General features: G+C 61.1%; 29 protein-coding genes. 12 read left to right on the forward strand and 17 right to left on the reverse strand.

Going from position 1 to position 26,304, the window contains the following annotated elements:
- Nucleotides 1–44: 44 nt before the first annotated feature.
- The 4 genes from UCMB321_RS09595 to puuE form a co-directional block, all read right to left on the reverse strand.
- Entirely contained in the window at nt 45–548 is a 504-nt protein-coding gene (locus tag UCMB321_RS09595; protein WP_040065794.1) for an ureidoglycolate lyase, read from the reverse strand.
- 150 nt (nt 549–698) lie between these two features.
- Nucleotides 699–1,694, reverse strand: a complete 996-nt coding sequence (gene alc / locus UCMB321_RS09600; protein ID WP_040065796.1) for an allantoicase — start codon at nt 1,692–1,694, stop codon at nt 699–701.
- Nucleotides 1,695–1,761: 67 nt separating this feature from the next.
- Nucleotides 1,762–2,277, reverse strand: coding sequence for a 2-oxo-4-hydroxy-4-carboxy-5-ureidoimidazoline decarboxylase (gene uraD, locus UCMB321_RS09605; RefSeq protein ID WP_040065799.1), 516 nt, complete (start codon nt 2,275–2,277; stop codon nt 1,762–1,764).
- Nucleotides 2,274–3,200, reverse strand: coding sequence for an allantoinase PuuE (gene puuE / locus UCMB321_RS09610; RefSeq protein WP_040065800.1), 927 nt, complete (start codon nt 3,198–3,200; stop codon nt 2,274–2,276). Before puuE ends, uraD begins: the two co-directional genes overlap by 4 nt.
- Before the next feature lie 443 nt (nt 3,201–3,643).
- Here puuE and uraH point away from each other — a divergent pair, with 443 nt between their 5' ends.
- Nucleotides 3,644–3,997, forward strand: a complete 354-nt coding sequence (uraH, locus tag UCMB321_RS09615; RefSeq protein WP_040065801.1) for a hydroxyisourate hydrolase — start codon at nt 3,644–3,646, stop codon at nt 3,995–3,997.
- A gap of 100 nt (nt 3,998–4,097) precedes the next feature.
- Here uraH and UCMB321_RS09620 read toward each other — a convergent pair whose 3' ends face one another.
- The 3 genes from UCMB321_RS09620 to UCMB321_RS09630 all read right to left on the reverse strand — a co-directional run bounded on the left by UCMB321_RS09620 (nt 4,098) and on the right by UCMB321_RS09630 (nt 6,906).
- Entirely contained in the window at nt 4,098–4,724 is a 627-nt protein-coding gene (locus tag UCMB321_RS09620) for a LysE family translocator (protein ID WP_040065802.1), read from the reverse strand.
- Nucleotides 4,725–4,788: 64 nt separating this feature from the next.
- Nucleotides 4,789–6,138: an NCS2 family permease gene (locus UCMB321_RS09625; protein ID WP_040065803.1), complete on the reverse strand. Its 1,350-nt coding sequence runs from the start codon at nt 6,136–6,138 to the stop codon at nt 4,789–4,791.
- Between the two features lie 327 nt (nt 6,139–6,465).
- Entirely contained in the window at nt 6,466–6,906 is a 441-nt protein-coding gene (locus UCMB321_RS09630; RefSeq protein WP_040065804.1) for a MarR family winged helix-turn-helix transcriptional regulator, read from the reverse strand.
- Nucleotides 6,907–6,989: 83 nt separating this feature from the next.
- On the opposite strand from UCMB321_RS09630, the gene UCMB321_RS09635 reads away from it, so the two are divergent.
- The gene (locus UCMB321_RS09635) at nt 6,990–8,156 is read left to right on the forward strand and encodes an aminotransferase-like domain-containing protein (protein ID WP_040065805.1); all 1,167 of its coding nucleotides are present in this window, start codon (nt 6,990–6,992) and stop codon (nt 8,154–8,156) included.
- A 10-nt stretch (nt 8,157–8,166) separates the two neighbouring features.
- Nucleotides 8,167–8,769, forward strand: a complete 603-nt coding sequence (locus tag UCMB321_RS09640; protein WP_040065807.1) for a glutathione S-transferase family protein — start codon at nt 8,167–8,169, stop codon at nt 8,767–8,769.
- A 131-nt stretch (nt 8,770–8,900) separates the two neighbouring features.
- Here the strand turns inward: UCMB321_RS09640 and UCMB321_RS09645 are convergent, their stop codons facing one another.
- The 5 genes from UCMB321_RS09645 to UCMB321_RS09665 all read right to left on the reverse strand — a co-directional run bounded on the left by UCMB321_RS09645 (nt 8,901) and on the right by UCMB321_RS09665 (nt 11,686).
- A complete protein-coding gene (locus UCMB321_RS09645; RefSeq protein WP_040065809.1) occupies nt 8,901–9,272 on the reverse strand; it encodes a glutathione S-transferase N-terminal domain-containing protein in 372 nt (123 codons plus the stop codon).
- A gap of 102 nt (nt 9,273–9,374) precedes the next feature.
- The gene (folE, locus tag UCMB321_RS09650) at nt 9,375–9,920 is read right to left on the reverse strand and encodes a GTP cyclohydrolase I FolE (RefSeq protein ID WP_017131545.1); all 546 of its coding nucleotides are present in this window, start codon (nt 9,918–9,920) and stop codon (nt 9,375–9,377) included.
- Between the two features lie 79 nt (nt 9,921–9,999).
- Nucleotides 10,000–10,557, reverse strand: a complete 558-nt coding sequence (locus tag UCMB321_RS09655; protein ID WP_040065812.1) for a Smr/MutS family protein — start codon at nt 10,555–10,557, stop codon at nt 10,000–10,002.
- A gap of 76 nt (nt 10,558–10,633) precedes the next feature.
- Entirely contained in the window at nt 10,634–10,954 is a 321-nt protein-coding gene (locus tag UCMB321_RS09660) for a hypothetical protein (protein ID WP_040065814.1), read from the reverse strand.
- 138 nt (nt 10,955–11,092) lie between these two features.
- A complete protein-coding gene (locus tag UCMB321_RS09665) occupies nt 11,093–11,686 on the reverse strand; it encodes a cysteine hydrolase family protein (protein ID WP_040065817.1) in 594 nt (197 codons plus the stop codon).
- Between the two features lie 218 nt (nt 11,687–11,904).
- On the opposite strand from UCMB321_RS09665, the gene prmB reads away from it, so the two are divergent.
- Nucleotides 11,905–12,813 (forward strand): 50S ribosomal protein L3 N(5)-glutamine methyltransferase, encoded by a 909-nt coding sequence (gene prmB / locus UCMB321_RS09670; RefSeq protein WP_040065819.1) that lies wholly within the window; start codon nt 11,905–11,907, stop codon nt 12,811–12,813.
- Nucleotides 12,814–13,160: 347 nt separating this feature from the next.
- Nucleotides 13,161–14,132: an IS110 family RNA-guided transposase gene (locus tag UCMB321_RS09675; protein ID WP_040063012.1), complete on the forward strand. Its 972-nt coding sequence runs from the start codon at nt 13,161–13,163 to the stop codon at nt 14,130–14,132.
- 213 nt (nt 14,133–14,345) lie between these two features.
- Here the strand turns inward: UCMB321_RS09675 and UCMB321_RS09680 are convergent, their stop codons facing one another.
- The gene (locus UCMB321_RS09680; RefSeq protein ID WP_040065821.1) at nt 14,346–14,795 is read right to left on the reverse strand and encodes a MarR family winged helix-turn-helix transcriptional regulator; all 450 of its coding nucleotides are present in this window, start codon (nt 14,793–14,795) and stop codon (nt 14,346–14,348) included.
- A gap of 92 nt (nt 14,796–14,887) precedes the next feature.
- Nucleotides 14,888–15,940, reverse strand: coding sequence for a 2,5-dihydroxypyridine 5,6-dioxygenase (locus UCMB321_RS09685; protein WP_040065824.1), 1,053 nt, complete (start codon nt 15,938–15,940; stop codon nt 14,888–14,890).
- A gap of 310 nt (nt 15,941–16,250) precedes the next feature.
- Here UCMB321_RS09685 and UCMB321_RS09690 point away from each other — a divergent pair, with 310 nt between their 5' ends.
- The 7 genes from UCMB321_RS09690 (at nt 16,251) to UCMB321_RS09720 (ending at nt 23,135) form a co-directional block, all read left to right on the forward strand.
- Complete coding sequence (locus UCMB321_RS09690) at nt 16,251–17,399, forward strand: FAD-dependent monooxygenase (RefSeq protein WP_040065826.1); 1,149 nt, start codon at nt 16,251–16,253, stop codon at nt 17,397–17,399.
- The gene (locus UCMB321_RS09695; protein WP_040065828.1) at nt 17,396–18,205 is read left to right on the forward strand and encodes an alpha/beta fold hydrolase; all 810 of its coding nucleotides are present in this window, start codon (nt 17,396–17,398) and stop codon (nt 18,203–18,205) included. The genes UCMB321_RS09690 and UCMB321_RS09695 overlap by 4 nt, the downstream gene beginning before the upstream one ends.
- A gap of 140 nt (nt 18,206–18,345) precedes the next feature.
- Nucleotides 18,346–19,098: a maleate cis-trans isomerase family protein gene (locus tag UCMB321_RS09700; RefSeq protein WP_040065829.1), complete on the forward strand. Its 753-nt coding sequence runs from the start codon at nt 18,346–18,348 to the stop codon at nt 19,096–19,098.
- Nucleotides 19,099–19,113: 15 nt separating this feature from the next.
- Nucleotides 19,114–19,746: an N-carbamoylsarcosine amidohydrolase gene (locus UCMB321_RS09705; RefSeq protein ID WP_040065831.1), complete on the forward strand. Its 633-nt coding sequence runs from the start codon at nt 19,114–19,116 to the stop codon at nt 19,744–19,746.
- Nucleotides 19,747–19,915: 169 nt separating this feature from the next.
- Complete coding sequence (locus UCMB321_RS09710; protein ID WP_040065833.1) at nt 19,916–21,226, forward strand: MFS transporter; 1,311 nt, start codon at nt 19,916–19,918, stop codon at nt 21,224–21,226.
- 90 nt (nt 21,227–21,316) lie between these two features.
- Nucleotides 21,317–22,396, forward strand: coding sequence for a nucleoside hydrolase (locus UCMB321_RS09715; RefSeq protein ID WP_040065851.1), 1,080 nt, complete (start codon nt 21,317–21,319; stop codon nt 22,394–22,396).
- Between the two features lie 457 nt (nt 22,397–22,853).
- Nucleotides 22,854–23,135, forward strand: a complete 282-nt coding sequence (locus tag UCMB321_RS09720) for a helix-turn-helix transcriptional regulator (protein WP_040065853.1) — start codon at nt 22,854–22,856, stop codon at nt 23,133–23,135.
- Nucleotides 23,136–23,274: 139 nt separating this feature from the next.
- Here the strand turns inward: UCMB321_RS09720 and UCMB321_RS29455 are convergent, their stop codons facing one another.
- The 3 genes from UCMB321_RS29455 to UCMB321_RS09730 form a co-directional block, all read right to left on the reverse strand.
- Nucleotides 23,275–24,366, reverse strand: a complete 1,092-nt coding sequence (locus UCMB321_RS29455; protein WP_052451113.1) for an RHS repeat-associated core domain-containing protein — start codon at nt 24,364–24,366, stop codon at nt 23,275–23,277.
- A 127-nt stretch (nt 24,367–24,493) separates the two neighbouring features.
- Nucleotides 24,494–25,585, reverse strand: a complete 1,092-nt coding sequence (locus UCMB321_RS29940) for an RHS repeat-associated core domain-containing protein (RefSeq protein ID WP_084614863.1) — start codon at nt 25,583–25,585, stop codon at nt 24,494–24,496.
- A gap of 365 nt (nt 25,586–25,950) precedes the next feature.
- The gene (locus UCMB321_RS09730; protein ID WP_040065835.1) at nt 25,951–26,211 is read right to left on the reverse strand and encodes a hypothetical protein; all 261 of its coding nucleotides are present in this window, start codon (nt 26,209–26,211) and stop codon (nt 25,951–25,953) included.
- Nucleotides 26,212–26,304: the final 93 nt, after the last annotated feature.

Here is a 26,304-nt window from a genome sequence, read left to right on the forward strand (position 1 = left end):
ACCTCTCGCCTGTCACTCTTTTTCGGGAGTGATCAGACCTTCTCTTATTGGTGGGGGGCGAGGATCAGGTACTCATCCTCTTTGAAGAAATGCTCATCGCAGTTGTTGCCGGAGCCACTGCGATCAACCACCAGGAAGTCATCCCGCTTTTCGATCGTCAGCACCGGGTGGTGCCAGACGCCGCGATGGTAATTGATGCCCTGCCTGCCATTGCTGACAAAGGCGCGGACCAGACCTGATACAGGTGCATCGCCAAGGGGCGCGACCACGATCAGAAAGGGGTTGCCGAGCAGCGGGATAAAAGCCTGGCTGCCCAGCGGATGGCGTTCGAGCATGCGTACGGTCAAGGGCATCTCCAGGGCGTTGGCGCGGAAGATGCTGATGATTGCCTGGTCGTCCGGCGTGGCGGTTTGCACCGTCGCCAGACGATGGAAGCGCTGGGTCGAACCGTTGTTGATCATGAAGTGAGCGCTGCCGTCGGTTTCGATCACGTCACCGAAAGGGGCGAAGGCTTCTTTGCTCAGCGGTTCAATCGTCAGTGTGCGCATGCGGTTCTTCTTGATCTCGAAATTTGGAGGGCAGTGTGACGCTTCCCTGTAGGAGCCCAGCTTGCTGGCGATGGCGTCGGCAAGTACGCCATCGCCAGCAAGCCGGCTCCCACAGATCGATGTCATACCGCCAATTCGTTGTTGCCGTTGTTATTTTGAAATTTTGCCCAGTACTCGCAGCCGGCTCACGCCGCCGTCAGGGAATACATTCAGGCGGATGTGGGTGATGGGGCCCAGCGCCTTGATCTGTTCGGCGAAGCTGTGTTCCTGGTGCATTTCCAGCTTCTGGCTCGGCAGCAGTTCACGCCAGAACAGGCTCTGGGTCTCGATCTGGCTGTCGGTGCCGCCCTTGACGAAGGCGCCCTGGATCGAGCAGCTGTCCGGGTAGTTGCCCTTGAAGTGCAGGGTGTCGACGATGATCTGCTCGACCTCGCCCGGATGCCCCAGGGCCACGATCACCCAGTCATTGCCCGGCGTACGCCGGCGCGCGGTTTCCCAGCCGTCGCCCATGTTGACGCCACGACCCGGGTTGAGGATGTTGCTCATGCGACCGAAATGCTCGTCCGAGCAGGCCAGGGCGCGACCGCCGTTGAGGGCGGAGGCCAGGTCGACCTGTTCGTTGTCGCCCACCGCCGACCAGTCACGGAACGGAATGCCATGGACCCGCAGGCGTGCGACACCACCGTCCGGATAGATATTGAAGCGCAGGTGGCTGAAGGCCTGGTCGTTGCTGATTTCGTGGTAGTGATGGCTGTTGCCTTGCAGCTCGACGGCCGACAGCACTTCGACCCACTGGGTGTTTTCGTCCGGATCGCCCTTGCTCAGGAAGCAGGCTTCCAGCGAGGCTGACGGCGGGTAGTTGCCGGTGAAGAACGAGGTGTCGATGTCCACGCCCTTGATGGAACCGGGCACGCCCAGGCGGATCACCGCGCTGTCGTAGCCTTCGAAACGCTTGCGGCGCGATTCCCAGCCGTCCATCCATTTGCCGTTGTCATCGAACACACCTTCCTTCCAGACAGCCGGGGTTGGCTGGAACAGGCGGTTGGCGTCGGCGAACCAGTCGTCGGTGACCGAGATGATCTTGGTGCCCAGGCGGGCGTCGGCCAGGTTGACGAACTTCTCGAAAGGTGCGGCGTAAGCTTTCATGCTTTTTGTCTGCCTTTTAATGGGTGGCTGGGGGAGGCTTGCAGGGCCTGGGTTCAGGCGCGGCTCGCTAAAGGGTCAGTAGACGGAACAGGGCGATCTTGTTGATCTCGGCCAGCGCGCACTGGAACTCGGTGTCCACCGGGTTGTGGATGCGCACTTCGAACGCGGCAAGGATCTGATGCCGGTTGCTGCCTTTTACCGCCATGATGAAGGGAAACTTGAACTTGGTCTTATAGGCCTCGTTCAGCTCGGTAAAGCGTTGGAACTCCTCGTTCGAGCATTGGTGAATACCGGCGCCGGCCTGTTCGTTGGTGCTGGCTTCGGTGAGTTGGCCCTGGACGGCGGCCTTGCCGGCCAGGTCCGGGTGGGCGTTGATCAATGCCAGCTGGCTGGCGTGATCGGCGCTCAAGAGGATGTCGCTCATGCGCTGGTGCAAGGTCTCGATCTCGTCGAGCCCGGCGTCCTGGCCCAGGTCGAAAGCCTTTTCGGCGACCCAGGGTGAATGTTCGTAGATATCGGCGAAGGCCTGGACGAAGGCCGCGCGGTTCAAGGTCGATGGCTTGAGGGTCTGGAAGGCGGTCATTTCGCGGCTCCCGGGCAAGGGTGGGTGGCGTGCCAGTGGCGTGCGATGTCGACCCGGCGGCTGAACCAGACCCGCTCATGACCCTTGACGTATTCAATGAAGCGCTGGAGGGCGGCCAGGCGTGCCGGGCGGCCGATCAGGCGGCAGTGCAGGCCGATGGAGAGCATTTTCGGCGCCTCGGCACCTTCGGCGTAGAGCACATCGAAGGCATCCTTGAGGTAGTGGTAGAAATCGTCGCCGGTGTTGAAGCCCTGCACCTGGGTGAAGCGCATGTCGTTGGTGTCGAGGGTGTAGGGGATCACCAGGTGCGGCTTGCCGGTAGGGGTGTCGGGTTCCCAGTAGGGCAGGTCGTCGTCATAGGTGTCCGAGTCATAGAGGAAGCCGCCTTCCTCCATCACCAGCTTGCGGGTGTTCGGCCCGGTGCGCCCGGTGTACCAACCCAACGGACGTTCGCCGCTGATTTCGGTGAGGATGCGGATGGCTTCGAGCAGGTGCTCGCGCTCCTGCGCCTCATCCATGTACTGGTAGTCGATCCAGCGGTAGCCGTGGCTGCAGATCTCGTGGCCGGCCTGGACCATGGCGCGGATCACGTCCGGGTGACGCTGGGCGGCCATGGCCACGGCGAAGACCGTCAGGGGAATATCGAAGCGCTTGAACAGCTTGAGAATCCGCCACACGCCGGCACGGCTGCCATACTCGTAGAGCGACTCCATGCTCATGTTACGCGCGCCCTGCAGGGGTTGCGCGGCGACCATCTCCGAAAGGAAGGCTTCGGATTCCGGGTCGCCATGGAGGATGTTGCGTTCGCCGCCTTCCTCGTAGTTGAGCACGAAGGACAAGGCGATGCGGGCGTTGCCCGGCCAGTGGGGGTGAGGCGGGTTACTGCCGTAACCGATCAGGTCGCGTGGGTAGTCGGCGCTCACTGCAGTCTTCCTTCTTGTTCGTGATGACGGTTGCGTGGTGCCCCGTCGAAACCGGGTGGCGTCACGGCGATGGAGTGATTGTATACAACTTTATATTCGTTTTGTAAGCCCGTTTTTTTGCATTTCTTTCTGTTGGATGACCACGCCCTTCACTCCGGATTCACCTTGGAAAGCATTGCAAGAAACTTGCCTGATCGGTCAGTTAATGGTTTTCCGGGCTTTTACCAGCGGGCGATAGCGCTCCATTCGTGGCCGGCGGGCGTGGGGCCGGGGTGGTGGAAAATATCCCGAATTTATTGTGTACAATATTTTGTAAAAGTGTCTTAATAATTTCCGGGTCGCGCCGGCTCGTGCTTCGCCAGGGTGCGGCTTCTCCTTTATCCACTGACTCCGGGAGGCGCGAGGCCTGATCTGCCTGAAGGGCGGGTCGGTCCGCAGAATCAATGGGACGTTTGACTACACATGTTTTGGATGCCGCACATGGCTGCCCCGGCAGTTCGATCAAGGTCGAGCTGTATCGGGTCGAAGGCGCACAACTGGAGCTGGTCGCCAGCGCCCTGACCAACAGCGACGGGCGCTGCGATGCGCCGTTGCTGCAGGGGGCCGATTATCGCTCCGGGGTCTATCAGTTGCAGTTCCACGCCGGCGACTACTATCGGGCCCGTGGCGTGACGCTGCCGGAGCCGGCGTTCCTCGACGTGGTGGTGCTGCGTTTCGGTATCAGCGCCGAGCAGGACCACTACCACGTGCCGTTGCTGATCTCGCCCTACAGTTATTCGACCTACCGAGGAAGCTAGATTCCCCAAGCATCTGCGCAACAGCTTCCTGGGTCATTTGCCCGCTCACACTGGCGGGCTTTTTTATGCCCCGCGAAAGGGCCGTTGCCGGCCTGTACCTCTAGCGGCTCAACAACGACGCCGCGCCCGCGCCACTGAACAACCCGGCGCTGATCCGGTTGAACCAGCTCTGCCCCTTGCCGCTGCGCAGGTAACCGGCCGCGCCATGGGCGCCAAGGCCGTAGGCCAGCTTGCACAGCAGGTCCAGCACGGTCCAGGTGGCGATCATCACCAGCAACTGGCCGAGGAAGGGTTGGTCGGCCTTGAGAAACTGCGGCAGGAACGCGGCGAAGAACAGGATGTCCTTCGGATTGCTCGCGCCGAGCACGAAGGCGCGCCCAAACAGGGCACGAAAACGCGGAACCGCTGCGGTTTCGGGCACATTCGCCGCCCGGGCCGGCTGCCGCGATTGTTGCCAGCTCTGCCAGGCGAGGTAGAACAGGTACAGCGCACCGACGATCTTCAGCGCGCTGAACAACCGCTCCGAAGCCAGCAGCAGTGCTCCCAGACCCAGGGCCGAAGCGCTCAACAGGCAGATCGAGGCGCTGACGCCGCCGAGAAAGGCCGGGTATGAACGCCGCAATCCATAGTTCAGGCTGTTGCTGATCATCAGCAGCGACAGCGGCCCGGGGATAAGGATCACCACCAGGGCGGCGCCACTGAACAACAACCAGGTTTCCAGACTCATCAGGTTTCTCCCTTCGTACGAAAGCCCCATCGAAATGGGGCCGGTTACTACCGCGGGTTCTCTTCTACAGGAAGATGAACTTGGCGATAAAGATGGCGCACAGCACCCACAGGCTGATGGAAATATCCTTGAACTTGCCGGTCCCGGCCTTCAGCGCCACGTAGGTGATAAAACCCAGGGCGATGCCGTCGGCAACCGAGAAGGTCAGCGGCATCATGATCGCGGTGACGATTGCCGGAATGCTGTCCGTCGCATCGTTCCATTCGATATGCGCCATGCCACTCATCATCAGCATCGCCACGTAAATCAGCGCGCCGGCGGTCGCGTACGCAGGGATCATGCCAGCCAGCGGGGCGAAGAACATGGCCGCGACAAACAGTATGCCTACAGTAACAGCGGTCAGACCAGTCCGACCACCAGCTGCAACTCCGGCGGCACTTTCCACGTAGCTGGTAACCGGCGGGACACCGACCACCGCGCCGAATACGCTGGAGACGCTGTCGGCCTTCATGGCCCGGGACAGGTTCTCGATGCGACCGTCGGCCTTCACCAGGCCGGCGCGCTGGGCGACGCCCATCAGGGTGCCGGCGGTGTCGAACATGTGCACGAAGAGGAAGGCCAGGACCACGCTGATCATGCTGACGTTGAACACGCCCTTCAGGTCCATGGCCATCCAGGTCGGGGCCAGGCTTGGCGGGCTGGAGAAGATGCCGTGGTATTGCACCAGGCCCAGGCCCCAGCCTGCGAGGGTCACGCTGATGATGCTGATCAGGATGGCGCCGAATACCCGGTGGTAGCTGAGGATCGCGATCATCAGGAAGCACAGGGCGGCCAGCAGCGGACCGGGTTCATGCAGGGCGCCGAGGCGGATCAGGGTGGCGGGGCTGGCGACGACGATCCCGGCGGTCTTCAGGCCGATGACCCCGAGAAACAGCCCGACTCCGGCCCCCATGGCATGGCGCAGGCTGACGGGGATGCTGTTGAGCAACCATTCGCGGATCCTCGACAGGGTCAGGGCCATGAACAGGACGCCGGAGATGAACACCGCACCGAGGGCGGTTTCCCAGTGGTAGCCCAGGGTGCCGACCACGGTGTAGGTGAAGAACGCGTTCAGGCCCATGCCCGGTGCCAATCCCACCGGCCAGTTGGCGTACAGGCCCATCAGCAGGCAGCCGAGGGCGGCGGCGATGCAGGTGGCGACAAAGGCCGCGCCATGGTCGATACCGGCGTCGGCCATGATGTTCGGGTTGACGAAGATGATGTAGGCCATGGTGATGAAGGTGGTCACCCCGGCGATCAGCTCGGTTTTCACCGTGGTGCCATGCAAACTGAGCTTGAACAGGCGTTCCAGCAGGCCGGAACTCGAGGGTGGCGACAGGTCCAGCAGGGAGGCTTCGGATTTGCGGCTTTCCACAGCGTGTACTCCTCAAGAGTTTTATTGTTATTTCCAGAGCCGGACGCAGGGGCGGGCAGCGGCTCTTTGAGGCAGCACGGGTTTGTTGACTATGAAGTCAGGAACTCGCACGAAACGAATTTATGCTTTTGTATACAAATAAAGCAAATAATGTTTTTTGATTTGTGTGCGATACGTCGGATGACGAGGTTTTGCGGGGAGGGGACACGAAACCTGTAGGAGCCAGCTTGCTGGCGATAGATGTCAACGATAACGCGGAGAATCTGGATCACCGCGCTGCTCTTGCGTTCATCGCCAGCAAGCTGGCTCCTACAAGGTCCGCGTGTATCAAGCGGGGCGGTTTTCCCCCAGTGCCCGGTTCACCGCCAACCAGCCGTCCACCGCGGCTTCCCCGGCCTGGTCGAACGCTCGTTGCAGCAACTTGACCTGCTCGCGGCGCAATGACGCTTCCAGGTGCTCGCCGTCCTCGGTCAGGCACAGCAGCCGCTTGCGTTTGTCGGTTGCCGACGCAACGCTGCGCACCAGATCCATTTCGCTCAACTGGCGCAACGGCATGTTCAGCGCCTGCTTGCTGACACCGAGCAAGGCCAGCAATTCCTTGACGCTCACCTGCGGATAGCGGGCGATAAAAAACACGATGCGCTGGTGCACCCGGCTCAATCCGCGACGCTCGAGCATTTCGTCGGCCTTGGCGGTGAACGCCTGGTAGCCGAAGAAGAAGGCCTGCATGGCGTCCTGCTGGGCGTTCGAATTTTTAAGGTCAAACATATTGACGTATCAACTCTCAGCGTCGTAATTTCGGTCAAGCAGTTTGACGTACTTTTCGTCCACTTGGCTACCGGTGACCTCTCATGGCCTTCTCCGAACGCGTGACCCGTCTGAAAAGCTCCCTGATTCGCGAAATCCTCGCGGCCGCCCAGCGCCCGCAAGTGATGTCCTTTGCCGGCGGCCTGCCGTCCGAAGCCATGTTGCCGGTGTTGGAGTGGGAGGACCTGCCGGTCGCCTTCGGCCAGTACGGCATGAGTGAGGGCGAGCCGGCGCTGCGCGAGGCGTTGGCCGCCGAGGCACGGGCGCTGGGTATCGACTGCCAGGCCAGCCAGGTGCTGGTGGTCAGCGGGTCCCAGCAGACCCTGGACCTGGCGGCCAAGCTGCATATCGACACCGGTACCGAGATCCTCCTCGAAGGGCCGACCTACCTGGCGGCCTTGCAGATCTTCCAACTGTTCGGCGCCGATTGCCTGACCATCCCTCAGGAACATGACGGGCCTGATCTGCTTCAACTGCGCGCCCGCCTGGAAAAACACAAGCCGGCCTTCATCTACCTGATCCCGACCTTTCAGAATCCATCCGCCGTTTGCTACAGCGAAACCAAGCGGGCTGCCATAGCGGCGTTGCTGGACGAGTTCGGCGTGACCTTGATCGAGGACGAGCCCTATCGCGAGCTCAGTTACGATGGCGTCAATGCCATACCCATTGCCGGCCGATTGCAGCGCGCCAGCTGGATCTACACCGGCACCGTTTCCAAGACCCTGGCCCCTGGGCTGCGGGTCGGCTACCTGATCGCCAGCCCGGACCTGTTCCCCCATCTGCTCAAGCTCAAGCAGTCGGCGGACCTGCATACCAATCGCATCGGCCAGTGGCAGGCGTTGCAGTGGATCGGCACGGAAAAATATCGCCAGCACCTGGTGCAACTACGCGACTTCTACCGGGTCCGACGGGATGCCTTCCAGCAGGCGCTGGAGCGGCACTTCGGCGAGCTGGCCGATTGGCAGGTGCCGCAGGGCGGGTTGTTCTTCTGGTTGACCCTCAAGCAGCCGCTGGACACCCGCACCTTGCTTGCCGAGGCGCTGAACCGGGATGTCGCGTTCATGCCCGGCGAACCTTTTTTTGCCGAACCGGAGCGTAATCCGGGTAATCTTCGTCTTAATTTCAGTCACATCGCACCGGAGCGCCTGGACGAAGGTCTCAAGCGCCTGGCCGCTGTCATCCGTCATGCACAGGCCGCACAGGCGGCTTAAGGGGAGGGCCATGTACAAGGTTTATGGTGATTACCAGTCGGGCAATTGCTACAAGATCAAGCTGATGCTGCACCTGCTGGGGCAGGAGTACCGCTGGCACCCGGTGGACATCCTCAAGGGCGACACCGAGACGCCGGAATTCCTGGCGAAGAACCCCAACGGCAAGGTGCCGGTGCTGGAGCTGGAAGACGGCACCTGCCTGTGGGAATCCAACGCGATTCTCAACTTCCTGGCCGACGGCAGTGAATTCCTGCCCAGCGAGCCGCGTTTGCGCACCCAGGTGCTGCAATGGCAGTTCTTCGAGCAATACAGCCACGAACCCTACATCGCGGTGGCGCGCTTCATCGAGTTCTACCTGGGCTTGCCGGAGGAACGTCGGGAGGAATACCTCAAGCTGCAGAAGCGTGGGCACAAGGCATTGAAGGTGATGGAGAAGCAGCTTCAGCAAACCCCGTACCTGGTGGGCGAGCACTATTCGATCGCCGACATCGCGTTGTATGCCTATACCCATGTCGCGCATCAGGGCGGCTTCGACCTGAGCGCCTATCCGGCTATCCAGGCCTGGTTGCAACGGGTGGCGAGCCATCCGAAGCATGTCGGCATGCTGGATTGATCGGCAAATTCGCAAACACCTAAACCGGCCTCAGGGCCGGTTTATTTTTTCTGGTGCGGGCAGTTTCGTCGCCGGTCAGGTTCTATCGGAAATCTGCTTTCCCAGGCTGCCGGAAATGAAGGTGGCTGGCTTCAGGCGGCGGCAAAGCGCGTTTGCAGGTAGTCGATGATCACCTTGGATTCGTACATCCAGGTGGTCTGGCCATTTTCTTCGATGCGCAGGCACGGCACCTTGATCTTGCCGCCTTGCTCGAGCAGGGTCTGGCGGTCCTGTTCGTTGTTCTTGGCATCACGCAGCGCCACCGGCACGTTCAGGCGGCGCAGGGTGCGGCGGGTCTTCACGCAGAACGGGCAGGCGTGGAACTGATACAGGGTCAGGTCCCGGGCGGCGGCATCGACCTTGGCCTGGTCCGGCGCGGAGCGTTGCTGCTTGCGTGGGCGGGTGAGGAAATCGATGAGGATGATGAGCTGGCCCAGGCCGACTCGAAGGGCTTTGACGAACACGATATAGCCTCGCAGGCGGTGGAGAAGGGCGCGCAGCTTACCTGATTTTTACCGTGCGAAAAAAACCGGCGATGAGCGCCGGTTTTTTCATGTCGCAGGATCTTACTTGATCAGCGCCAGGAACTCGCTGCGGGTCGCCGCGTTTTCGCGGAACTCACCGAGCATCACCGAGGTGATCATCGACGAATTCTGCTTCTCCACGCCGCGCATCATCATGCACATGTGCTGGGCTTCGATCACCACGGCCACGCCCAGGGCACCGGTCACCTGCTGGACCGCGTCGGCGATCTGGCGGCTGAGGTTTTCCTGGATCTGCAGGCGCCGGGCATACATGTCGACGATGCGGGCGACCTTGGACAGCCCCAGTACCTTGCCGCTCGGGATGTAGGCCACGTGGGCCTTGCCGATGAACGGCAGCAGGTGGTGTTCGCACAGCGAGTAGAGCTCGATGTCCTTGACCAGCACCATTTCGCTGTTGTCGGAGCTGAACAAGGCACCGTTGGTGACTTCTTCCAGGGTCTGTTCGTAGCCGCGGCAAAGGTACTGCATGGCTTTGGCGGCACGCTTGGGCGTGTCCAGCAGGCCCTCGCGGGAGACGTCCTCGCCGAGTTGACCGAGGATCGCTGTGTAATTCTGTTCCAGGGACATGAAGCTACCTGTGGGAGTCTACGCAAAGGAGCAAGGATACGGCGGCTGGCAGCCGCCTGCAAATTCGATGACGGTCCGCCTACTCGTCGCGACCTTCCATCATGGTGCGCTTGAGCATCACATACACCGCGCCCGCGCCGCCATGTTTCGGCTGGCAGGAGGTGAAACCCAGGACCTGGGCGTGCTGGCGCAGCCAGGTGTTGACGTGGCTCTTGATCATCGGGCGCTTGCCGTCCAGGCGCACGGCCTTGCCGTGGGTGACGCGCACGCAACGGATCTCGAATTTCGTCGCCTCGGCGAGAAACGCCCAGAGGGTTTCCCGGGCCTTTTCCACACTCATGCCGTGCAGGTCGAGGCTGCCTTCGAACGGGATCTGGCCGATCTTGAGCTTGCGCATCTGGCTTTCCTGGACCCCGTCGCGGGCCCAGTACAGCTCGTCTTCCGGGCCGACGTCGATGACGAACTGGTCGGACAGCCCGTCCACCGCGATGTCCTGGACCCGTACCGTGGCCGCCTGGCGCAGCTTGGCCAGTTGTGCCCGGTCGGACCTGGGCTTGCCGGTGTCGGCCCGGTCATGCTTGATCGGCTTGACGCCGCGGATCTCGCTTTTGAACAGGGAAAAATCGTCGTCTTGCATGTCAGCCTCCGCAGGGTCGACCAGTTTACCCAAGTCCCCTGGGTGTCGTCACAGCCGATTGCGCGCAGGTACTTGATCAGTCGTGCTTTTTCATCAGGTGCGGGGCCATGTTCAGCCCGTGGCCGCGCCGCATCCGGCGACGGCTGCGACGCCACAGCCAGACACCGAACCAGAGCGTCAGGAGGCCCACGCCCAGGACCACCGCCGAGCCGGCCGGCGTGGCGTTCAAGTCCCCCAGCGCCGGTGCGTGGCCCAGCAGGCTGGCCGCGCCAGCCAAGGCCAGCAACACCCCGAGGGTTGCCAGCAGCGCCGCAATGGCAGCGCTCAAACGTGAGCGCCAGGTACTTGGACCTTTGGGGCGCAGTCGGCGAGCGTCAAAACCATCGGATAGCTTCATTCCGATTTCCTCTGTGAGTATCGGCCCTTCGACCGGGAGATGCCCGGCTTGTTCCTGACGTGTTCGGGAAATCGGAAAATGAGACGCAATTGGCCGCAGTAATGGATGGGCGGTCGTCGGAGCGCCCCATCGAAACCTTTAGCCGATCAGGTCCCTGGTCTGGGCGAGGGTGGCGAAATTGTCCGCCATGATCGCCATCTCCGTGCGCTGGACCTGGGCAGCGCTGATGATCTCACCTTTGTAGGGCAGGTCGCGAGTCGCGCAGGCATCTTCCACCAGGGTGCAGCGGAACCCCAGGTTCTTCGCCGCGCGCACGGTGGTGCTGACACTGGAGTGGCTCATGAAACCGCAGACGATCAGGTCCAGGGAACCGAGTTCCTGCAGGTGTTTCTCCAGGCCCGTGCCGTGAAAGGCGCTGGGCAGCAGCTTGCCGATCAGGGTTTCGTCGCCCTGGGGTTCCAGCCCCGGAATGAATTCGCCGCGCTCGCCCTGGGGATCGAACAGCCCCCCCACGGTGCCCAGGTGGCGGATGTGCACGATGGGTCGTCCGGCCTGGCGGGCGGCGGCGACCAGTTGCTTGATATTGTCGACGGCGGCGTCCATGCCGGACAGGGCCAGCGGGCCGCTGAGGTATTCTTTCTGGGCGTCGATGATCAACAGGCTGGCGTGGCTCAGATTGGCGGCTGCATAACCACGACCGCTGAGTTGAAACATCGTCTTTGGAACGGACATTCGGGGCTCCTTTGAGTGGGGCTTTTGCCGCATTGTCCTCCGGCTGAGCGCTTATGTGAATCGCTACCCGTGCAGGCAGCGTGGTTACTGGGCTGTAGCCGTGTCAAGGATTGTTTGCCGAGGTCGGATGCGACGGGCAATGATGTCTTTTTGCCTTATTTCCACCTGGCACCGGTTTGGCTGTTAGAATCGCCCGTCGTTTTTTCAGGAGCCTACCCGTGATCAATTCCCGCCTGCGCACGCTGCGCGACCATATTCGTTGGGCTGTCAGCCGCTTTCATGGCGCGGATCTGTTTTTCGGGCATGGCACCGACAATGCCTGGGACGAGGCGCGCCAGCTGGTGCTGGGGGCCTTGCACCTGCCTTGGGAGATCGCCGACAGCTACCTGGACTGCCGCCTGGAAGACGACGAACTGAGCCGCTTGCACCACCTGCTCAAGCGCCGCATCCAGGATCGCGTGCCCACCGCTTACCTGCTGGGTGAGGCCTGGTTCTGCGGGTTGTCGTTCATCGTCGACGAGCGGGTGCTGATTCCGCGTTCGCCCATTGGCGAGTTGATCGAAGGCCGCTTCGCCCCTTGGCTGGCGAATGAGCCGGCGCGGATTCTCGACCTGTGCACCGGTTCCGGCTGCATCGGCATCGCCTGCGCCTATGAGTTCCAGCAGGCGGAAGTGGTGTTGGCCGACCTGTCCTTCGACGCGCTGGAGGTGGCCAATCAGAACATCGAGCGCCATGGCGTCGACGAGCGGGTGTTCACGGTCCAGGGCGACGGCTTCGATGGCCTGCCGGGGCAGCGCTTCGACCTGATCGTCTCCAATCCTCCTTATGTGGATGCCGAGGATTTTGCCGACATGCCGCAAGAGTACCAGCACGAGCCCGAGCTGGGCCTGGCGTGCGGCGACGATGGCCTGAACCTGGTGCGGCGGATGCTGGCCGAGGCCGCGGACCATCTGACCGAGAAGGGCTTGCTGATCGTCGAGGTCGGCAACAGCCAGGTGCACGTCGAGGCGTTGTACCCCGAGGTGGACTTTGCCTGGCTGGACTTCGAGCGGGGCGGGCACGGCGTGTTCATGCTCACGGCCGAGCAGTGCCGTGCGCATCAGGCGTTGTTCGCCGCGAAGATCTAAAGGGCGAACGCTGACCTGTGGGAGCCGGCTTGTCGGGACGCCGCACCGTGGCGATGGTGGCCGCACGGACACCGCAAGGCTCCAGGGCCTCATCGCTGGCAAGCCAGCTCCTTGTATCTCGACTAACGCCTCGTCAGAGGCGATAGTTCTCGACTGATCATCGAGGGAAGACCGAGAAGCCGTCCAGCTCCTAGGGCCTCGAGCCCGCATTATAGATACGTGCTCCGGCCTTCCACACTCACTCAGCAAGTTCGAACGGTATCTAGTGGCCCGCTTCGGCGTGAGCACGTATTGGCAAGGCAGAACCGAGTGCAGTGGTGATCTTTTCGGATTTCAGGGAGAAGACCATGTCCGCTTTCGTGGGTATCGACACAGCCAAAAACACCTTCGACATCGCTACGCCGTTGGACAACGGCAAGTTCCGTACGAAGGCCAAGCTGCCCAATAACGCTTCAGGCTTCAGCGAGGTCGAGGCCTGGCTGGAGAAACATGCCGATCCGCAAGCCTGGGTCGTCATGGAGGCTACCGGCACCTATCACGAGGCTCTCGCAGACTTCCTGCATGCAAAAGGTTATCGAGTTTGCATCGTTAACCCTGCCGTCATTCATGCGTTCGGCAAGGAGGATTTGCGTCGGGTCAAAACCGACAAAGCCGATGCCAAACTGATCGCCGCCTATGCCCAGCAGAAGCAGCACAAACTCAGAGCCTGGGTACCAGAACTGCCTGCTCGCCGTCGTTTAAGGGCTTTAGTCCGGCGACTGGAGGATCTCCAGGAAATCCTGCAAATGGAGACCAACCGCCTGGACGTCGCCCAAGCCAACGTCCAAGCCTCGATCCTGTCCGTGATCAATCACGTGAAAAGTGAGATTGCCGCGACTCAGAAGGCCATCAAAGACAACATTGATGACGATCCTGACCTACGTCAGAAGCGTGATTTGATCGTGTCCATCGACGGGTTGGGTGAAACGAGCGCCGCCTTGATCCTCGCCGAACTGGGCGACCCTCTGGACTACAGTGGCCCTCGCGCTGTTGTGGCATTTGCAGGCCTGAATCCATTGATAGACCAATCAGGTAACTACGTTGGTCCGACGCCGATATCCAAGACCGGCTCGGCCAGCCTACGGACCGGAATGTACATGCCTGCGATGGTGGCGATGAGATGGAACCCGGCGGTCAGGGCACTGAGCGAGCGCCTGAAAGCCAAAGGAAAGGCCCCTAAACAGATCATCTGTGCAGCAATGCGCAAGCTGTTACATCTGGTCTACGGAGTGCTCAAATCAGGCATACCGTTTGACCCAAACATCGCGCTTGCGCGATGAGGGTCAAGACGGTATCTACAAGGGGGCTGTGTCGAACGCAGAATTTGCGTACGACGCACATCCTGTGTAGGAGCCGGCTTGCTGGCGATAGCGGTTTCTCAGGCGACGGCGATGTCGGCCTTCAGATCGCATCGCCAGCAAGCCGGCTCCTACAGGGGGACGTGCACCAGGATATTTCGCGGTGAATACACACAAGCCCGCATCCAGAAAGGATTACTCGTCGCGGTCTTCGATCATCTTGCGCAACAGGAACAGCACGGCGACCTGCTCGGCGGGGTTGAGGTTGCTCATGGTCAGTTCGCTGATCCGCGCCGCGCAGGGCACGGTCTGCTGCACCAATTGACTGCCGGCTTCGGACAACCCGACGATAACCTTGCGCCGGTCTTCGGGGTCCGGCTCCAGGGTGATCAGCTCACGGGCCTTGAGCCGCTCGACGATGCCGCGAATGGTGGCCTGGTCCACGGCGGTGGCCTTGACCAGTTCGGTGAGGGAACTGGGACCGTGATCGCGCACCGCGCACAAGGTGACGAACTGCACGGCAGTGAGCTGCGAATCGCCGACATTCTGCTGGAAAATCGCCATATGCCGCTGGTAGGCCTTGCGCAGCAGGTGGCCGACTTGTTCGGAGAAAACGTAAGGGCTGGAATCAGGAGTATCCGACACGGCAGGCTCGAAAAGGCGAAGGAGAATGGGCAGGCATGATGGACAGGTTGTCGGGCGGACTCAAGCCTGAGCTCGCCCGACCGCCCACGGACTCAGCGGGCCCGCGACGCCTCGGGCGCCACCACATCGCCGCCGAGCACCACCGCCTGGTCATCCAGGTACACATCGCAATGGCGCAGCGGAATGTCCATGTGGCACGGCGTCTTGCGCGTCCCGCCCACCTCGGTATTGGGCCCGGTGGAGAACAGGAAATTGCCATAGAACGCCCGGGCATCCATGCACATGCCGTCGTTCTTGTCGTGCAAGCCCATCGCCGTCCACTGCGCCCGTGGCTGCAGGCCCCAACCGATGTGGGAGATGCCGTACACCTCGGGATCGTTGAAATACTTCATGTAGTCGCGCAGGTACCCGGCCTCGAACCCGCCATGGATCGAGGTGATAAAGCCCTTCTCGATCTCCAGGGTGATTTTCTCCCGGGTGTAGGTCTTGAACGGCAACAGGATGTCGCCGACATCCAGCACCAGCACGCCCTCGGCGGTTTCCTCGTTCGGCCAGGAGAACAGGAAGCCGCTCGGCCAGTGGTCCCAACGCCCCGGCTCGTCGGCGAAACCGTACTCGGTCACCGACGGATACTGCCCCAAGGCCGCGCGGAAATCGCTGCCGGCGCGAGACTTCACATGGATCGAACGGGCCTGCTTCAACAGTGCTTCCGCCGCCAGCACCCGCACCTTGTCCGCCTCGGTGGGCAGCATCCGCGCCAGCACCTCCGGCGGCTCCACCGCCAGCAGGATGCGTGTGCCGGTCTTGAGGATCTGCTCCTGCTCCGGCGAGTGCAGCAGCATCATGGTGTCGACGATCAGGTCCGCCGCCTCCAGCGCCCGCTGTGCGGCGAGATTGCCGGTCAGCGCGGTGTCGCCACAGTAGGCGGTCATGTCGTTACCCATGGCCGTCGGATGGTTGAACGACGGCAGTTCCACCGCGTACACCTTGGCCCCCAGGCGCTGCGCCGCCTCCATCGCCGAACGCACGGTGCGCGGGTCGGAGTAATGGCTCTTGAGCACCGCAACACTCTGGGTCGGATCGACTTTCGACAGTTTCAACACGTGCTCGAACATCTGCGTCAGTTCGCAATCACTTACCGGCATTTCCTCTCTCCTCTTCGCTCGCGCTGCACCAAGTCGAGGCGCGACGCTTCAGTCCAGTGCATTTTTATAGCGTATGCACCATTTAATACCGATAAGACCTGAATTAACGGCGCTCTGCAAGCAGCAAACAAAAACGTTACCAACCCACACAAAACCCATAAATAATGGTTACAACGGGTTACCCATGGCGAAAACCGGTCAAAATTTAATTTTCACAGAGGATCTTCTCTTTTCAAAAAAAGAGCGTATACACTTTAAAAACCCGGTGGCCGAACCCGCCACCCCACACTCGGAACGAGGAGCAAGCCCCATGGCAAGCACGCAAAAAATCGCCATCGTCGGCGCGGGCCTGGGTGGCGCCGCCGCCGCCACGCTGTTGCAACAAGCCGGATTCGACGTGTCGATCTACGAGCAGGCCCCGGAGTTTTCCCGCCTGGGCGCCGGGATCCACATGGGGCCGAATATCATGAAGATCTTCCGGCGCATGGGCATCGAGCAGCAGCTCGACCGGATGGGCTCGCACCCGGACCACTGGTTCAGTCGCGACGGCCTGAGCGGCGACTACCTGTCGCGCATTCCCCTGGGTGAGTTCGCCCGCAAGGAATACGGCGCGTCCTACATCACCGTGCACCGTGGCGACCTGCACGCCTTGCAGATGTCGACGATCCAGCCCGGCACCCTGCACTTCAACAAGCGCCTGGAAAAGATCGAGGACACCGGCGACCAGGTGCGCCTGAGCTTCACCGACGGCACTACCGCCAGCGCCGATATCGTCATCGGGGCCGACGGCATCAACTCGAAGATCCGCGAGGAACTGCTGGGCCATGAAGCGCCGCTGTACAGCGGCTGGGTCGCCCACCGCGCGCTGATCACCCGCGACCAGCTGGCGCGCTACGACTTCGATTTCGAGGACTGTGTCAAGTGGTGGAGCGAGGACCGGCACATGATGGTCTACTACACCACCGGCCGGCGCGACGAGTACTACTACGTCACCGGCGTGCCGCACCCGGAGCTGGACTTCGAAGGCCCGTTCGTCGACAGCAGCCGCGAAGAGATGTTCGAAGCCTTCCAGGGTTACCACCCCAGCGTGCAGGCGCTGATCGAAGCCACCGACACCGTGACCAAATGGCCCTTGCGCAACCGCAACCCGCTGCCGCTGTGGAGCCGTGGTCGCCTGGTGCTGCTGGGCGATGCCTGTCACCCGATGAAACCGCACATGGCCCAGGGCGCCGGCATGGCCATCGAGGACGCCGCGATGCTGACCCGGTGCCTGCAGGAAACCGGCCTCGGCGACTACCGCACCGCTTTCGAACTCTACGAAGCCAACCGCAAGGAGCGCGCCTCGCGGGTCCAGGCGGTGTCCAACGCCAACACCTGGCTGCGCACCCAGGAAGATCCGGCCTGGGTCTACGGTTACGACCTCTATGCCCAGGTGCTGAAATCGGGGGTGGCGGCGTGAGCACTTTCGTCCACGGCGGCAACGTCCAGGCCAACGGCATTCGCCAGCACTACCTGAGGTATGGCGGCACGGGCCCGGCACTGATCCTGATCCCCGGGATCACCAGCCCGGCGATCACCTGGGGTTTCGTCGCCGAACGCTTCGGCGAGCATTTCGACACCTATGTGCTGGATGTCCGTGGACGTGGCCTTTCCGCCAGTGGACCTGCGCTGGACTACAGCGCCGAGACCTGCGCGCGGGATATCGCCGCCTTTGCCGCCGCCCTGGGCCTGGATCACTACCACCTGGTCGGCCACTCCATGGGCGCGCGCTTCGCCGTGCGCAGTGCCGTGCTCAGCCCCGCCGGGGTGAAAAGCCTGGTGCTGATCGATCCGCCGGTGTCCGGTCCGGGTCGTCGCGAGTACCCGAGCAAACTGCCCTGGTACGTGGACTCGATCCGCCAGTCGCTGATCGGGATGGACGCCGAGGCGATGCGCGCCTTCTGCGCCACCTGGACACCGGAGCAACTGCAACTGCGCGCCGAATGGCTGCACACCTGCTACGAGCCGGCCATCGTCAGGGCATTCAACGATTTCCACGAGGTGGACTTCCACCAGGACCTGCCTCGGCTCGAGGCCCCCGCGCTGCTGCTGGTGGCGGGTCGCGGGGGAGTGATTCTGCCCGAGGACGAAGCCGAAATCCGCGAGCTGCAACCGAGCATCCGAATTGCCCACGTGCCCAACGCCGGCCACATGATCCCCTGGGACGACCTGGACGGCTTCTTCGCCGCCTTCGATGACTTCCTCGGCGTACACCTGACCTCTTGAACACCACAAAACCCTGTAGGAGCCGGCTTGCCGGCGATGAGGCCCGTGAGCCTTGCATCGCCTGATCGGCCGCCATCGCCAGCAAGCCGGCTCCCACAAGGGTGGCGTGTGCTCCGAATCACCGATTTAAGGAGATAGACATGATCAAGCCCTACCGCATCGGCCAGATCGTCCCCAGCTCGAACACCACCATGGAAACCGAGATCCCGGCGATGCTCCTGGCACGCCAGACGATCCGTCCGGAACGCTTCACTTTTCACTCCAGCCGCATGCGCATGAAGCAGGTGCGCAAGGAAGAGCTGGCGGCCATGGACGGTGAATCCGACCGCTGCGCCGTCGAACTGTCCGACGCCAAGGTCGACGTGCTGGGCTACGCCTGCCTGGTGGCGATCATGGCCATGGGCCTGGGCTATCACCGCCAATCCGAAGCCCGCCTGCGCAAGGCCACCGCCGACAACGACGGCAACGCCCCGGTGATCACCAGCGCCGGCGCCCTGATCGAAGGCCTGAAAGTCATGGGCGCCAAGCGCATCGCGATTGTCGCGCCCTACATGAAGCCCCTGACCGAACTGGTGGTGAACTACATCCGCGAGGAAGGGTTCGAAGTGATGGACTGGCGCGCCCTGGAAATCCCCGACAACCTCGAAGTGGCCCGCCACGACCCGGCCAACCTGCCGGGCATCGTCGCCGGCATGAACCTGGAAGGCGTCGATGTGATCGTGCTCTCGGCCTGCGTGCAGATGCAGTCCCTGCCGGCGGTGGCCAAGGTCGAGGCGCAGACCGGCAAGCCGGTGCTGACCGCCGCCATCGCCACCACCTACGCCATGCTCAAGGCCCTGGACCTGGAACCCATCGTTCCCGGTGCCGGCGCCCTGCTCTCCGGCGCGTACTGAGCGAGGAACCTGGCCATGAGCGAACAAAGCGCCAATGACAACTACCAGGGCGTCTGGGGCCAGCGAATCGGCTTCGGCCACACGCCGGCCCTGCTGATGATCGACTTCATGCAGGGCTACACCACCGAGGGCGCGCCACTGTTCGCCCCCGGCGTGGTCAGCGCCGTGGCCGAAAGCGTCGAGCTGCTGGCCTGCGCCCGCCGTCACGGAATTAAGGTGGTGCACACCAATATTCGCTACCATCCAGGCCATTTCGCCGATGGTGGCATGTGGGTGCGCAAGGCGCCGGTGATGAAGGACATGATCGAGGGCAACCCGCTGGCGGCCTTCTGCGAAGCGGTGCTGCCGCGGCCTTCGGAAGTGGTGATCAGCAAGCAGTACGCCAGTGCGTTTTTCGGCACCAGCCTGGCCTCGCAGCTGCACGCCCAGGGCATCGACACCGTGGTGCTGGCCGGCTGCTCCACCAGCGGCTGCATCCGCGCCACCGCCGTGGATGCCGTGCAGCATGGTTTCAGGACCATCGTGGTACGTGAATGCGTGGGCGACCGCCATTCGGCGCCCCATGAAGCGAATCTGTTCGACATCGACAGCAAGTACGGCGATGTCGTCAGCAAACAGGAAGCGATTTCGAAGTTCCAGGGAGCTTGACCGCAGAACCGTGCCATAGAGCCTGGTCGCGTAAAAAACTGAGCGCCGCCTCCGTGGGAGCGTGACGCCCAGTCTTCTGACACTGCCTTTGGAAGCCGCCCTTACCGCGCTCCAGAGTGCTGGAAAAGCGGCTGTATAAAAACCATAAGTCACCGCCAGGAGACATCCGATGCCCATTGCGAATGCGACAACCGCGACCTCGGTCGCCGATCCGACCCAAGCGCTTTACCACAAGATCACCTGGAAACTGATCCCGTTCCTGTGCTTCTGCTACCTGGCCGCCTACCTCGACCGGATCAATATCGGCTTTGCCAAACTGCAGATGCTCGACCAGCTGCACTTCAGCGAAACCGCCTTCGGCCTCGGTGCGGGGCTGTTTTTCGTCGGCTATATCCTCTTCGAAGTACCGAGCAACCTGGTGCTGGAAAAGGTCGGGGCGAAAGTCTGGATCGCGCGGATCATGATCACCTGGGGCCTGCTCTCGGCCTGCACGCTGCTGGTGACCTCCACCACCCAGTTCTACATCCTGCGTTTCCTCCTCGGCGCCGCCGAAGCAGGCTTCCTGCCGGGTGTGCTGTTCTACCTGACCACCTGGTTCCCGACCCACCGGCGCGGGCGGATCATCGCCCTGTTCATGATCGGCCTGCCGCTGTCCAGCGTCATCGGCGGACCGCTGTCGGGCTGGGTCATGGGCCACTTCGACCAGGTCAGCGGGCTGCGCGGCTGGCAATGGCTGTTCCTGATCGAAGCGGTCCCCAGCGTATTGCTCGGGATCCTGACCTTCTGGGCGCTGCCGAACCACTTCCAGCAGGCCAAATGGCTCAGCGAGGAGGAAAAGGCCGTGCTGGAAAACGAACTGCAGAGCGATGAAGCCAGCAGCCCCGAGAGCAAGCAGCACTTTCGCGACGGCTTCTTCAACCTCAAGGTCTGGATGCTCGGCGGCATCGACTTCTCGATCCTGCTCAGCGCCTACGCCATGGGCTTCTGGATGCCGACCTTCATCCGCAACGCGGGGATCACCGACACCTTCCATATCGGGGTGCTCACCGCCCTGCCGAGTGTCGCCGCGCTGCTGGGCATGCTGCTGATCGGCGCCAGCTCCGACAGGCATCGCGAACGCCGCTGGCACATCATCGTGCCGTTCTTCGTCGGTGCCGCCGCCATGGCTACCAGCACCTTCTTCACCCATAACGTGGTGGCGACGGTCACCCTGTTCGCCATCGCCTCGGCGGCGATCATCGGCGCGGTGCCGGTGTTCTTCAGCCTGCCGGCGACCTTCCTCAAGGGCACCGCGGCGGCCACCGGCTTTGCCCTGGCCTGCTCGCTGGCGAACATCGCCGGGCTGGTCAGCAACTCGCTGATGGGCGTGGCCATCGACCTCACCGGCAGCAGCGCCGGGGCCCTCTGGTTCTTCGCCGGTTGCCTGATCCTCAGCAGCGGCCTGGTGATCGCCCTGCCGGCCAAGCTGGTCAATCGTTAAGTGACCACTGACCTGCCGATGGCTTTTCCAGGCATCGGCAGGCAGGCTGGATCAGCGCAATACAACCACAACTCATTGGGGCACATCACCATGCAACGCTTTCTCAAGGGCTGCGCGCTGGCGTTGGCTGTCGGCCTGTCCGCCGGCTCGCTGCAAGCGGCTGAAAAAGTCATCATCGACACCGATTTCAACGTCCTCAACGACGACGGCCAGGCCTTTATCATGCTGGCGCAGTTGCACGCGCAAAAGAAGATCGACCTGCTGGGCATGACCCTGGTCAGCGGCAATGCCTGGGTCGACCAGGAACAGGTCGACGCCCTCAGGGCCGTGGAACGCATGGGGGTGGAAAAGGAGATCGGCGTTTACTCCGGCGCGGCCTATCCGCTGCTGCATGACTTCGCCACTTATCCACAGGAGCAGGCGCTGTTCGGTGCCGGCTGGTCGGGGGCGTTCAAGAGCCCGCGTCCGACCTCCACCTCGCAATTGGTCGCGCCACCCGATGGCCTGGCGACGCATACCAAACTGCGCAGCGAAACCGCCCCGCAGTTCATTATCGACAGCGTGCGCAAGAACCCGCACGAAGTGACCCTGCTGGCCATCGGCCCGCTGACCAACCTGGCCCTGGCGATCCGCCAGGCGCCGGATATCGTGCCGCTGATCAAGCGCATCGTGTACATGGGCGGCGCCATCGAGATTCCCGGCAACACCACGCCGGCGGCGGAGTTCAACTGGTGGTTCGACCCGGAAGCGGCGAAGATCGTCCTGCGCTCGCCCATCGAACACGTGATCTTCCCCAACGATGTCTGCGAGAAAGTCACCTTCGATGCCTCGGTCTACAAGCGAGTGATTGCCGCCAAGGGCGCGGTGCCGGAGCTGTACAAGAGCGTGTTCGGGCCGCAGTTCGCCAAGGACCCGGGTTATCACAGCTTCACCTGGGACAGCCTGCCAGCGTTGTTCCTGGCGGAACCTGGGATCGTCACCGAGTCGCGTGAGATGTGGATCGATGTCGATACCCATTTCGGACCGGACTACGGTCGTGCGCTGGGCTACAAGAAGAGCCCGCCCGTGGGGACGCAGAAAGCCAGGATCGTGTTCGCCGTGGACCAGAAGAAATTCTGGAACGACTACGTGTCGCTGGTGACCTTGCCGACGCCCGTGAAAAAGCCCTGAGGCCAGCGGTGACCGCTCAGCGGTCACCTTTCCCCCGAGCGCCGCCGTCCTACGCCCCCCCAGATAAAAACGACCAACGGCAAAAAAATTAACGACAGCGCTTTCCTACTTTCCCTACCCGCGTCACTGCCATCCCCCCTTCGCCCGCCTGCGCGAGCCTGCGAATTAACTGACTGTAAACAAAGAATTTCCGCATTTTTTGACGCGGCTGGAAGCACTTTGCCTTCAGCCCACAACACAAAAAGAATTGCCTGACAGAAACAGATTACTCGGCCTTGTACAGTCGCCACCTGTCAATTTTGACAGGTCCCAAAACGTTTTTTTCTGTTTATAACTTCACGGGCGATCTGCGGAAATCGCCAGTGACGTTGGGGCCCTTTTCGCCAGGAACGCCTGAGCAACTCAGCCAAAAAAACCGATGAATCTCTTCAATCGCATTTTTGCGGGAGTTTCCGATATGCACGCTTCACTCTCCAAACCCACCGCCACCAACGCGCCCACGCTTCCCCCTGCACCGCAAGCCACTGAAGCGCGCCCGCGCATCAACCTGACCCGCAAGGAGCTGGAGGTCATGGAGTGGGCCGTGATGGGCAAGTCTTCGTGGGAAATTGCACAAATCCTTGAATGCACGGAATCGGCGGTGAACTATCACTTCGCCAATATCCGGGTCAAATTCAAGGTGTCGTCGCGCTGGGCCGCCCTGCGCAAGGCGGCGGAAATGGGCCTGGTGCAGCTGTGACACCGATCCCCGCCGGCTGGCCGGCGTGATACTCACAGTCCCGACCTGATCGTCACACGAGAACTGCACTCGGCAGTTGTGACCCTCAGGCGCCGTTGCGATTCGCTCCCCGATCGACAGACCGACGCCCCCATGCCTATCACCACATGCGTCGGGTCGCATAGTATTTCGTTGTCGGTGGATATCTGCGTTTTGCTATTTGCATCTCAACCATGAGAATACGGACTTTTACAGACATATCCTCACCAAAACCTCTAATATCTCTAACACCCCTAAAGCCCTCCACAACCTGATCATACTTATTGAGAGTGGGTTTAATTTCTTTATAGGCATTCCTGGCAATGCTGGGCAAGGCACCTTTCACCTGCCCCCTCATCGCAAGAGGTAGTTCTGTTCCTAGCTCCTTGATGAGTAATAAGCGAGGTTTGGCAGCAGAAGATACAAACCTGTTCATCGCCTCAGAAGTACTCGCCAATGAAACCATATCTTTCCCCGGCAGTTGATTAAGAATATTTTCGAGAACACCAGGCATACCTTGAAGTCTCGCGAAAGCCCCTACGGGACTTGGGGAAACCGAAGGAGCTGCAGAAGCGGCTGCCGAGGGCACCTTCCCGATTGTCGCCAGACGCCTGGGCGCCCTCAGGAGTCGGGAAGTTCGCCTTACAGGTGTCGCTAACAACCTGAAGAATTCGGAAACGCCAAAATGTCCGGTTGGATCGACAATATTAATGGGGTCGCCCTCACCATAGGCATACGCATTCACGCCCCCCTTTCCGAATGGGCTCAGACTGTCTGGACTGTTAAACCGCATCAGCACAGCATTGAACGCTCGATACCCATTGCCCAATAGGTAGTGTCCTGTCACGGGATCCGTTCGTTCTCCGTTGAACCCCAGCAAACTCAGAAGGCCACTTTCTGCAGCCCGATGACCATAAGGCATATAGGCAATGGCCCGCTCCTGCGTCCTCTCCAGCGCATACAGCACAGAACGCTGTGAGTCGGTGGCGAGCAGCGTGGTATCACGGGTTGCGCCTTGATGTTGCTGTTGCGCGAGTAAGGTATCTTGCCCTTGGAAGAAGGCATGCTTTACCTGACCATGAATCTCGACCGCCAATCGGTTCTTCTGATAAAAGCGCTGATGGCTGGGTAGCCCGGTCGGTGAGCAATCGGCCAGTCGGTCCAGCGGGTCATAGCGATACTGGATCAGTAGAGTGCCACGGGGAGAGCACATGGCCTTGCGCCTTGAGAAAAGTGAGGTCTGCGCGAGTAGTGTGTGCCGAATGCCGTGACCTGCCTACTGACAGAAGTATCAGGTTTGACCGAGATTTGTGGCGAGCGGGCTTGGCGCAATGCCTTGCTCACAGAAACGCACGTCGCCCCCCATCCGGGCCTCGTACCATAGCCTCTGGTACTTGCTCGAATAATTCTCTTCGCTCCCTAGCATGGCCAACACGGATTTTTACTGATGTTTTTCTACCATAACATCCAGCACTTCTAACATCCGCCATCACTTGGTTAAAATTATTTACAGTAATTTCTTTATATTTGCCCATAGCATCCTTGGGCAAAACACCTTCCACTTTACCTTTCATCGCCAAGGGCAGTTTTGTTCTGAGTTCTCCGATAGGCAATGATGAGGGTGCTTTGGCAGCAGAATATACAACCCCTTTCATTGCGTTAGAAGTTCTCGCCAATGAAACCATGTCACGCCCCGGTAGCCGTTGTACGATATTATCTAAAACATCTGGCATACCTCGAAGTCTCGCGAAATCCCCCAGGGGAGTAGAGGGAACCGAAGAAGCTGCGGAAGGGGCGGCCGAGAGCACCCTCCCAATGGTCGCCAAACGCCTGGGCACCCTCAGTAGTCGGAATATTTGTCTTAAAGGAGTCTCTAACCATTTGAAGAATGCGAAAACGCCAAAATGTCCGGTTGGATCGACGATATTAATGGGGTCGCCCTCACCATAGGCATACGCATTCACGCCCCCCTTTCCAAACGGGCTCAAACTGTCTGGACTGTTAAACCGCATCAGCACAGCATTGAACGCTCGATACCCATTACCCAATAGGTAGTGTCCTGTCACGGGATCCGCTCGTTCGCCGTTGAACCCCAACAAACTCAGCAGGCCACTGTCTGCAGCCCGATGACCATAAGGCATATAGGCAATGGCGCGCTGCTGCGCCCTCTCCAGCGCATGCAACACAGAACGCTGTGAGTCGGTGGCGAGCAGCGTGGTATCACGGGTTGCGCCTTGATGTTGCTGTTGCGCGAGCAAGGTATCTTGCCCTTGGAAGAAGGCATGCTTTACCTGACCATGAATCTCGGTCGCCAATCGGCTCTTCTGATAAAAACACTGGAGCCTTGGTAGACCGGTCAGCGAGCAATCGACCAATCGGTCCAGCGGGTCATAACGATACTGGATCAGTAGAGTGTCACGTGAAGCGTGCATGGCCCGTGCTCTTGGAGAGAGATGAGGTCTCAGCGAGTAGTGTCTGCCGACTTTCGTGACCTGCCTACTGGCAGAAGTATCAGGTTTGGCCGAGATTTGTGGCGAGCGGGCTTGCCCGCGCTCGACTGCGAAGCAGTCGCAAAGCCAGTCACCTCGACCTGCCTGACACACCGAGTTCTCCGGTTTTAGGGTCGCTTCGCAACCCAGCGCGGGCAAGCCCGCTCGCCACCAAATCGCACTCGGCTTCAAACCTCCTTACTCACTAGCATTGACGCAATGCCTTGCTCACGATAGGCCCGTGAAGCCGTTAAAAGCTTCGCGGCAATCGCGACTACAGGTTGGGTCACGTTGCCCTGTTTCAATGCTCAGACGCGTAGTCGCCAGCCGAGTACATCCATCAGGTCACAACCATCACGCAGGACCATCGCTGGGACTTGAAGGATATGTTGGAAGTCGACGTCATTGGCATTGTGCAGCTCGATGCGGGCCAGGGCTTCGAGCATCTGCGTCGCGGCCAGGAAGCGCGCGGCGGCGTTGGCGTGGAGCACGTCGGTTGGGCTTTCGGCATCGATCAGCAGGCTGGGGATCAGGCAGTCGATGGCGGTGAGGGGTATGTATTTAGTCATGGGTAAAGCCTCGTTTTTTAAATGAAAGCCATCACTCAATCGTCGCCAAACGAATGTATGGTCAGCCCACCTCCTGCAACCACGAGCGATGAG

Origin of the sequence: Pseudomonas batumici (assembly GCF_000820515.1) — a bacterium.
Classification (GTDB): Bacteria; Pseudomonadota; Gammaproteobacteria; order Pseudomonadales; family Pseudomonadaceae; genus Aquipseudomonas; species Aquipseudomonas batumici.

What these genes read in the sequence shown, in the direction of transcription:
- UCMB321_RS09595 (WP_040065794.1), bottom strand. Translation starts at nt 548, where the DNA reads ATGCGCACACTGACGATTGAACCGCTGAGCAAAGAAGCCTTCGCCCCT.
- alc (WP_040065796.1), bottom strand. Translation starts at nt 1,694, where the DNA reads ATGAAAGCTTACGCCGCACCTTTCGAGAAGTTCGTCAACCTGGCCGAC.
- uraD (WP_040065799.1), bottom strand. Translation starts at nt 2,277, where the DNA reads ATGACCGCCTTCCAGACCCTCAAGCCATCGACCTTGAACCGCGCGGCC.
- uraH (WP_040065801.1), top strand. Translation starts at nt 3,644, where the DNA reads ATGGGACGTTTGACTACACATGTTTTGGATGCCGCACATGGCTGCCCC.
- UCMB321_RS09620 (WP_040065802.1), bottom strand. Translation starts at nt 4,724, where the DNA reads ATGAGTCTGGAAACCTGGTTGTTGTTCAGTGGCGCCGCCCTGGTGGTG.
- UCMB321_RS09630 (WP_040065804.1), bottom strand. Translation starts at nt 6,906, where the DNA reads ATGTTTGACCTTAAAAATTCGAACGCCCAGCAGGACGCCATGCAGGCC.
- UCMB321_RS09635 (WP_040065805.1), top strand. Translation starts at nt 6,990, where the DNA reads ATGGCCTTCTCCGAACGCGTGACCCGTCTGAAAAGCTCCCTGATTCGC.
- UCMB321_RS09640 (WP_040065807.1), top strand. Translation starts at nt 8,167, where the DNA reads ATGTACAAGGTTTATGGTGATTACCAGTCGGGCAATTGCTACAAGATC.
- folE (WP_017131545.1), bottom strand. Translation starts at nt 9,920, where the DNA reads ATGTCCCTGGAACAGAATTACACAGCGATCCTCGGTCAACTCGGCGAG.
- UCMB321_RS09655 (WP_040065812.1), bottom strand. Translation starts at nt 10,557, where the DNA reads ATGCAAGACGACGATTTTTCCCTGTTCAAAAGCGAGATCCGCGGCGTC.
- UCMB321_RS09660 (WP_040065814.1), bottom strand. Translation starts at nt 10,954, where the DNA reads ATGAAGCTATCCGATGGTTTTGACGCTCGCCGACTGCGCCCCAAAGGT.
- UCMB321_RS09665 (WP_040065817.1), bottom strand. Translation starts at nt 11,686, where the DNA reads ATGTCCGTTCCAAAGACGATGTTTCAACTCAGCGGTCGTGGTTATGCA.
- UCMB321_RS09675 (WP_040063012.1), top strand. Translation starts at nt 13,161, where the DNA reads ATGTCCGCTTTCGTGGGTATCGACACAGCCAAAAACACCTTCGACATC.
- UCMB321_RS09685 (WP_040065824.1), bottom strand. Translation starts at nt 15,940, where the DNA reads ATGCCGGTAAGTGATTGCGAACTGACGCAGATGTTCGAGCACGTGTTG.
- UCMB321_RS09690 (WP_040065826.1), top strand. Translation starts at nt 16,251, where the DNA reads ATGGCAAGCACGCAAAAAATCGCCATCGTCGGCGCGGGCCTGGGTGGC.
- UCMB321_RS09700 (WP_040065829.1), top strand. Translation starts at nt 18,346, where the DNA reads ATGATCAAGCCCTACCGCATCGGCCAGATCGTCCCCAGCTCGAACACC.
- UCMB321_RS09705 (WP_040065831.1), top strand. Translation starts at nt 19,114, where the DNA reads ATGAGCGAACAAAGCGCCAATGACAACTACCAGGGCGTCTGGGGCCAG.
- UCMB321_RS09710 (WP_040065833.1), top strand. Translation starts at nt 19,916, where the DNA reads ATGCCCATTGCGAATGCGACAACCGCGACCTCGGTCGCCGATCCGACC.
- UCMB321_RS09715 (WP_040065851.1), top strand. Translation starts at nt 21,317, where the DNA reads ATGCAACGCTTTCTCAAGGGCTGCGCGCTGGCGTTGGCTGTCGGCCTG.
- UCMB321_RS09720 (WP_040065853.1), top strand. Translation starts at nt 22,854, where the DNA reads ATGCACGCTTCACTCTCCAAACCCACCGCCACCAACGCGCCCACGCTT.
- UCMB321_RS29455 (WP_052451113.1), bottom strand. Translation starts at nt 24,366, where the DNA reads ATGTGCTCTCCCCGTGGCACTCTACTGATCCAGTATCGCTATGACCCG.
- UCMB321_RS29940 (WP_084614863.1), bottom strand. Translation starts at nt 25,585, where the DNA reads ATGCACGCTTCACGTGACACTCTACTGATCCAGTATCGTTATGACCCG.
- UCMB321_RS09730 (WP_040065835.1), bottom strand. Translation starts at nt 26,211, where the DNA reads ATGACTAAATACATACCCCTCACCGCCATCGACTGCCTGATCCCCAGC.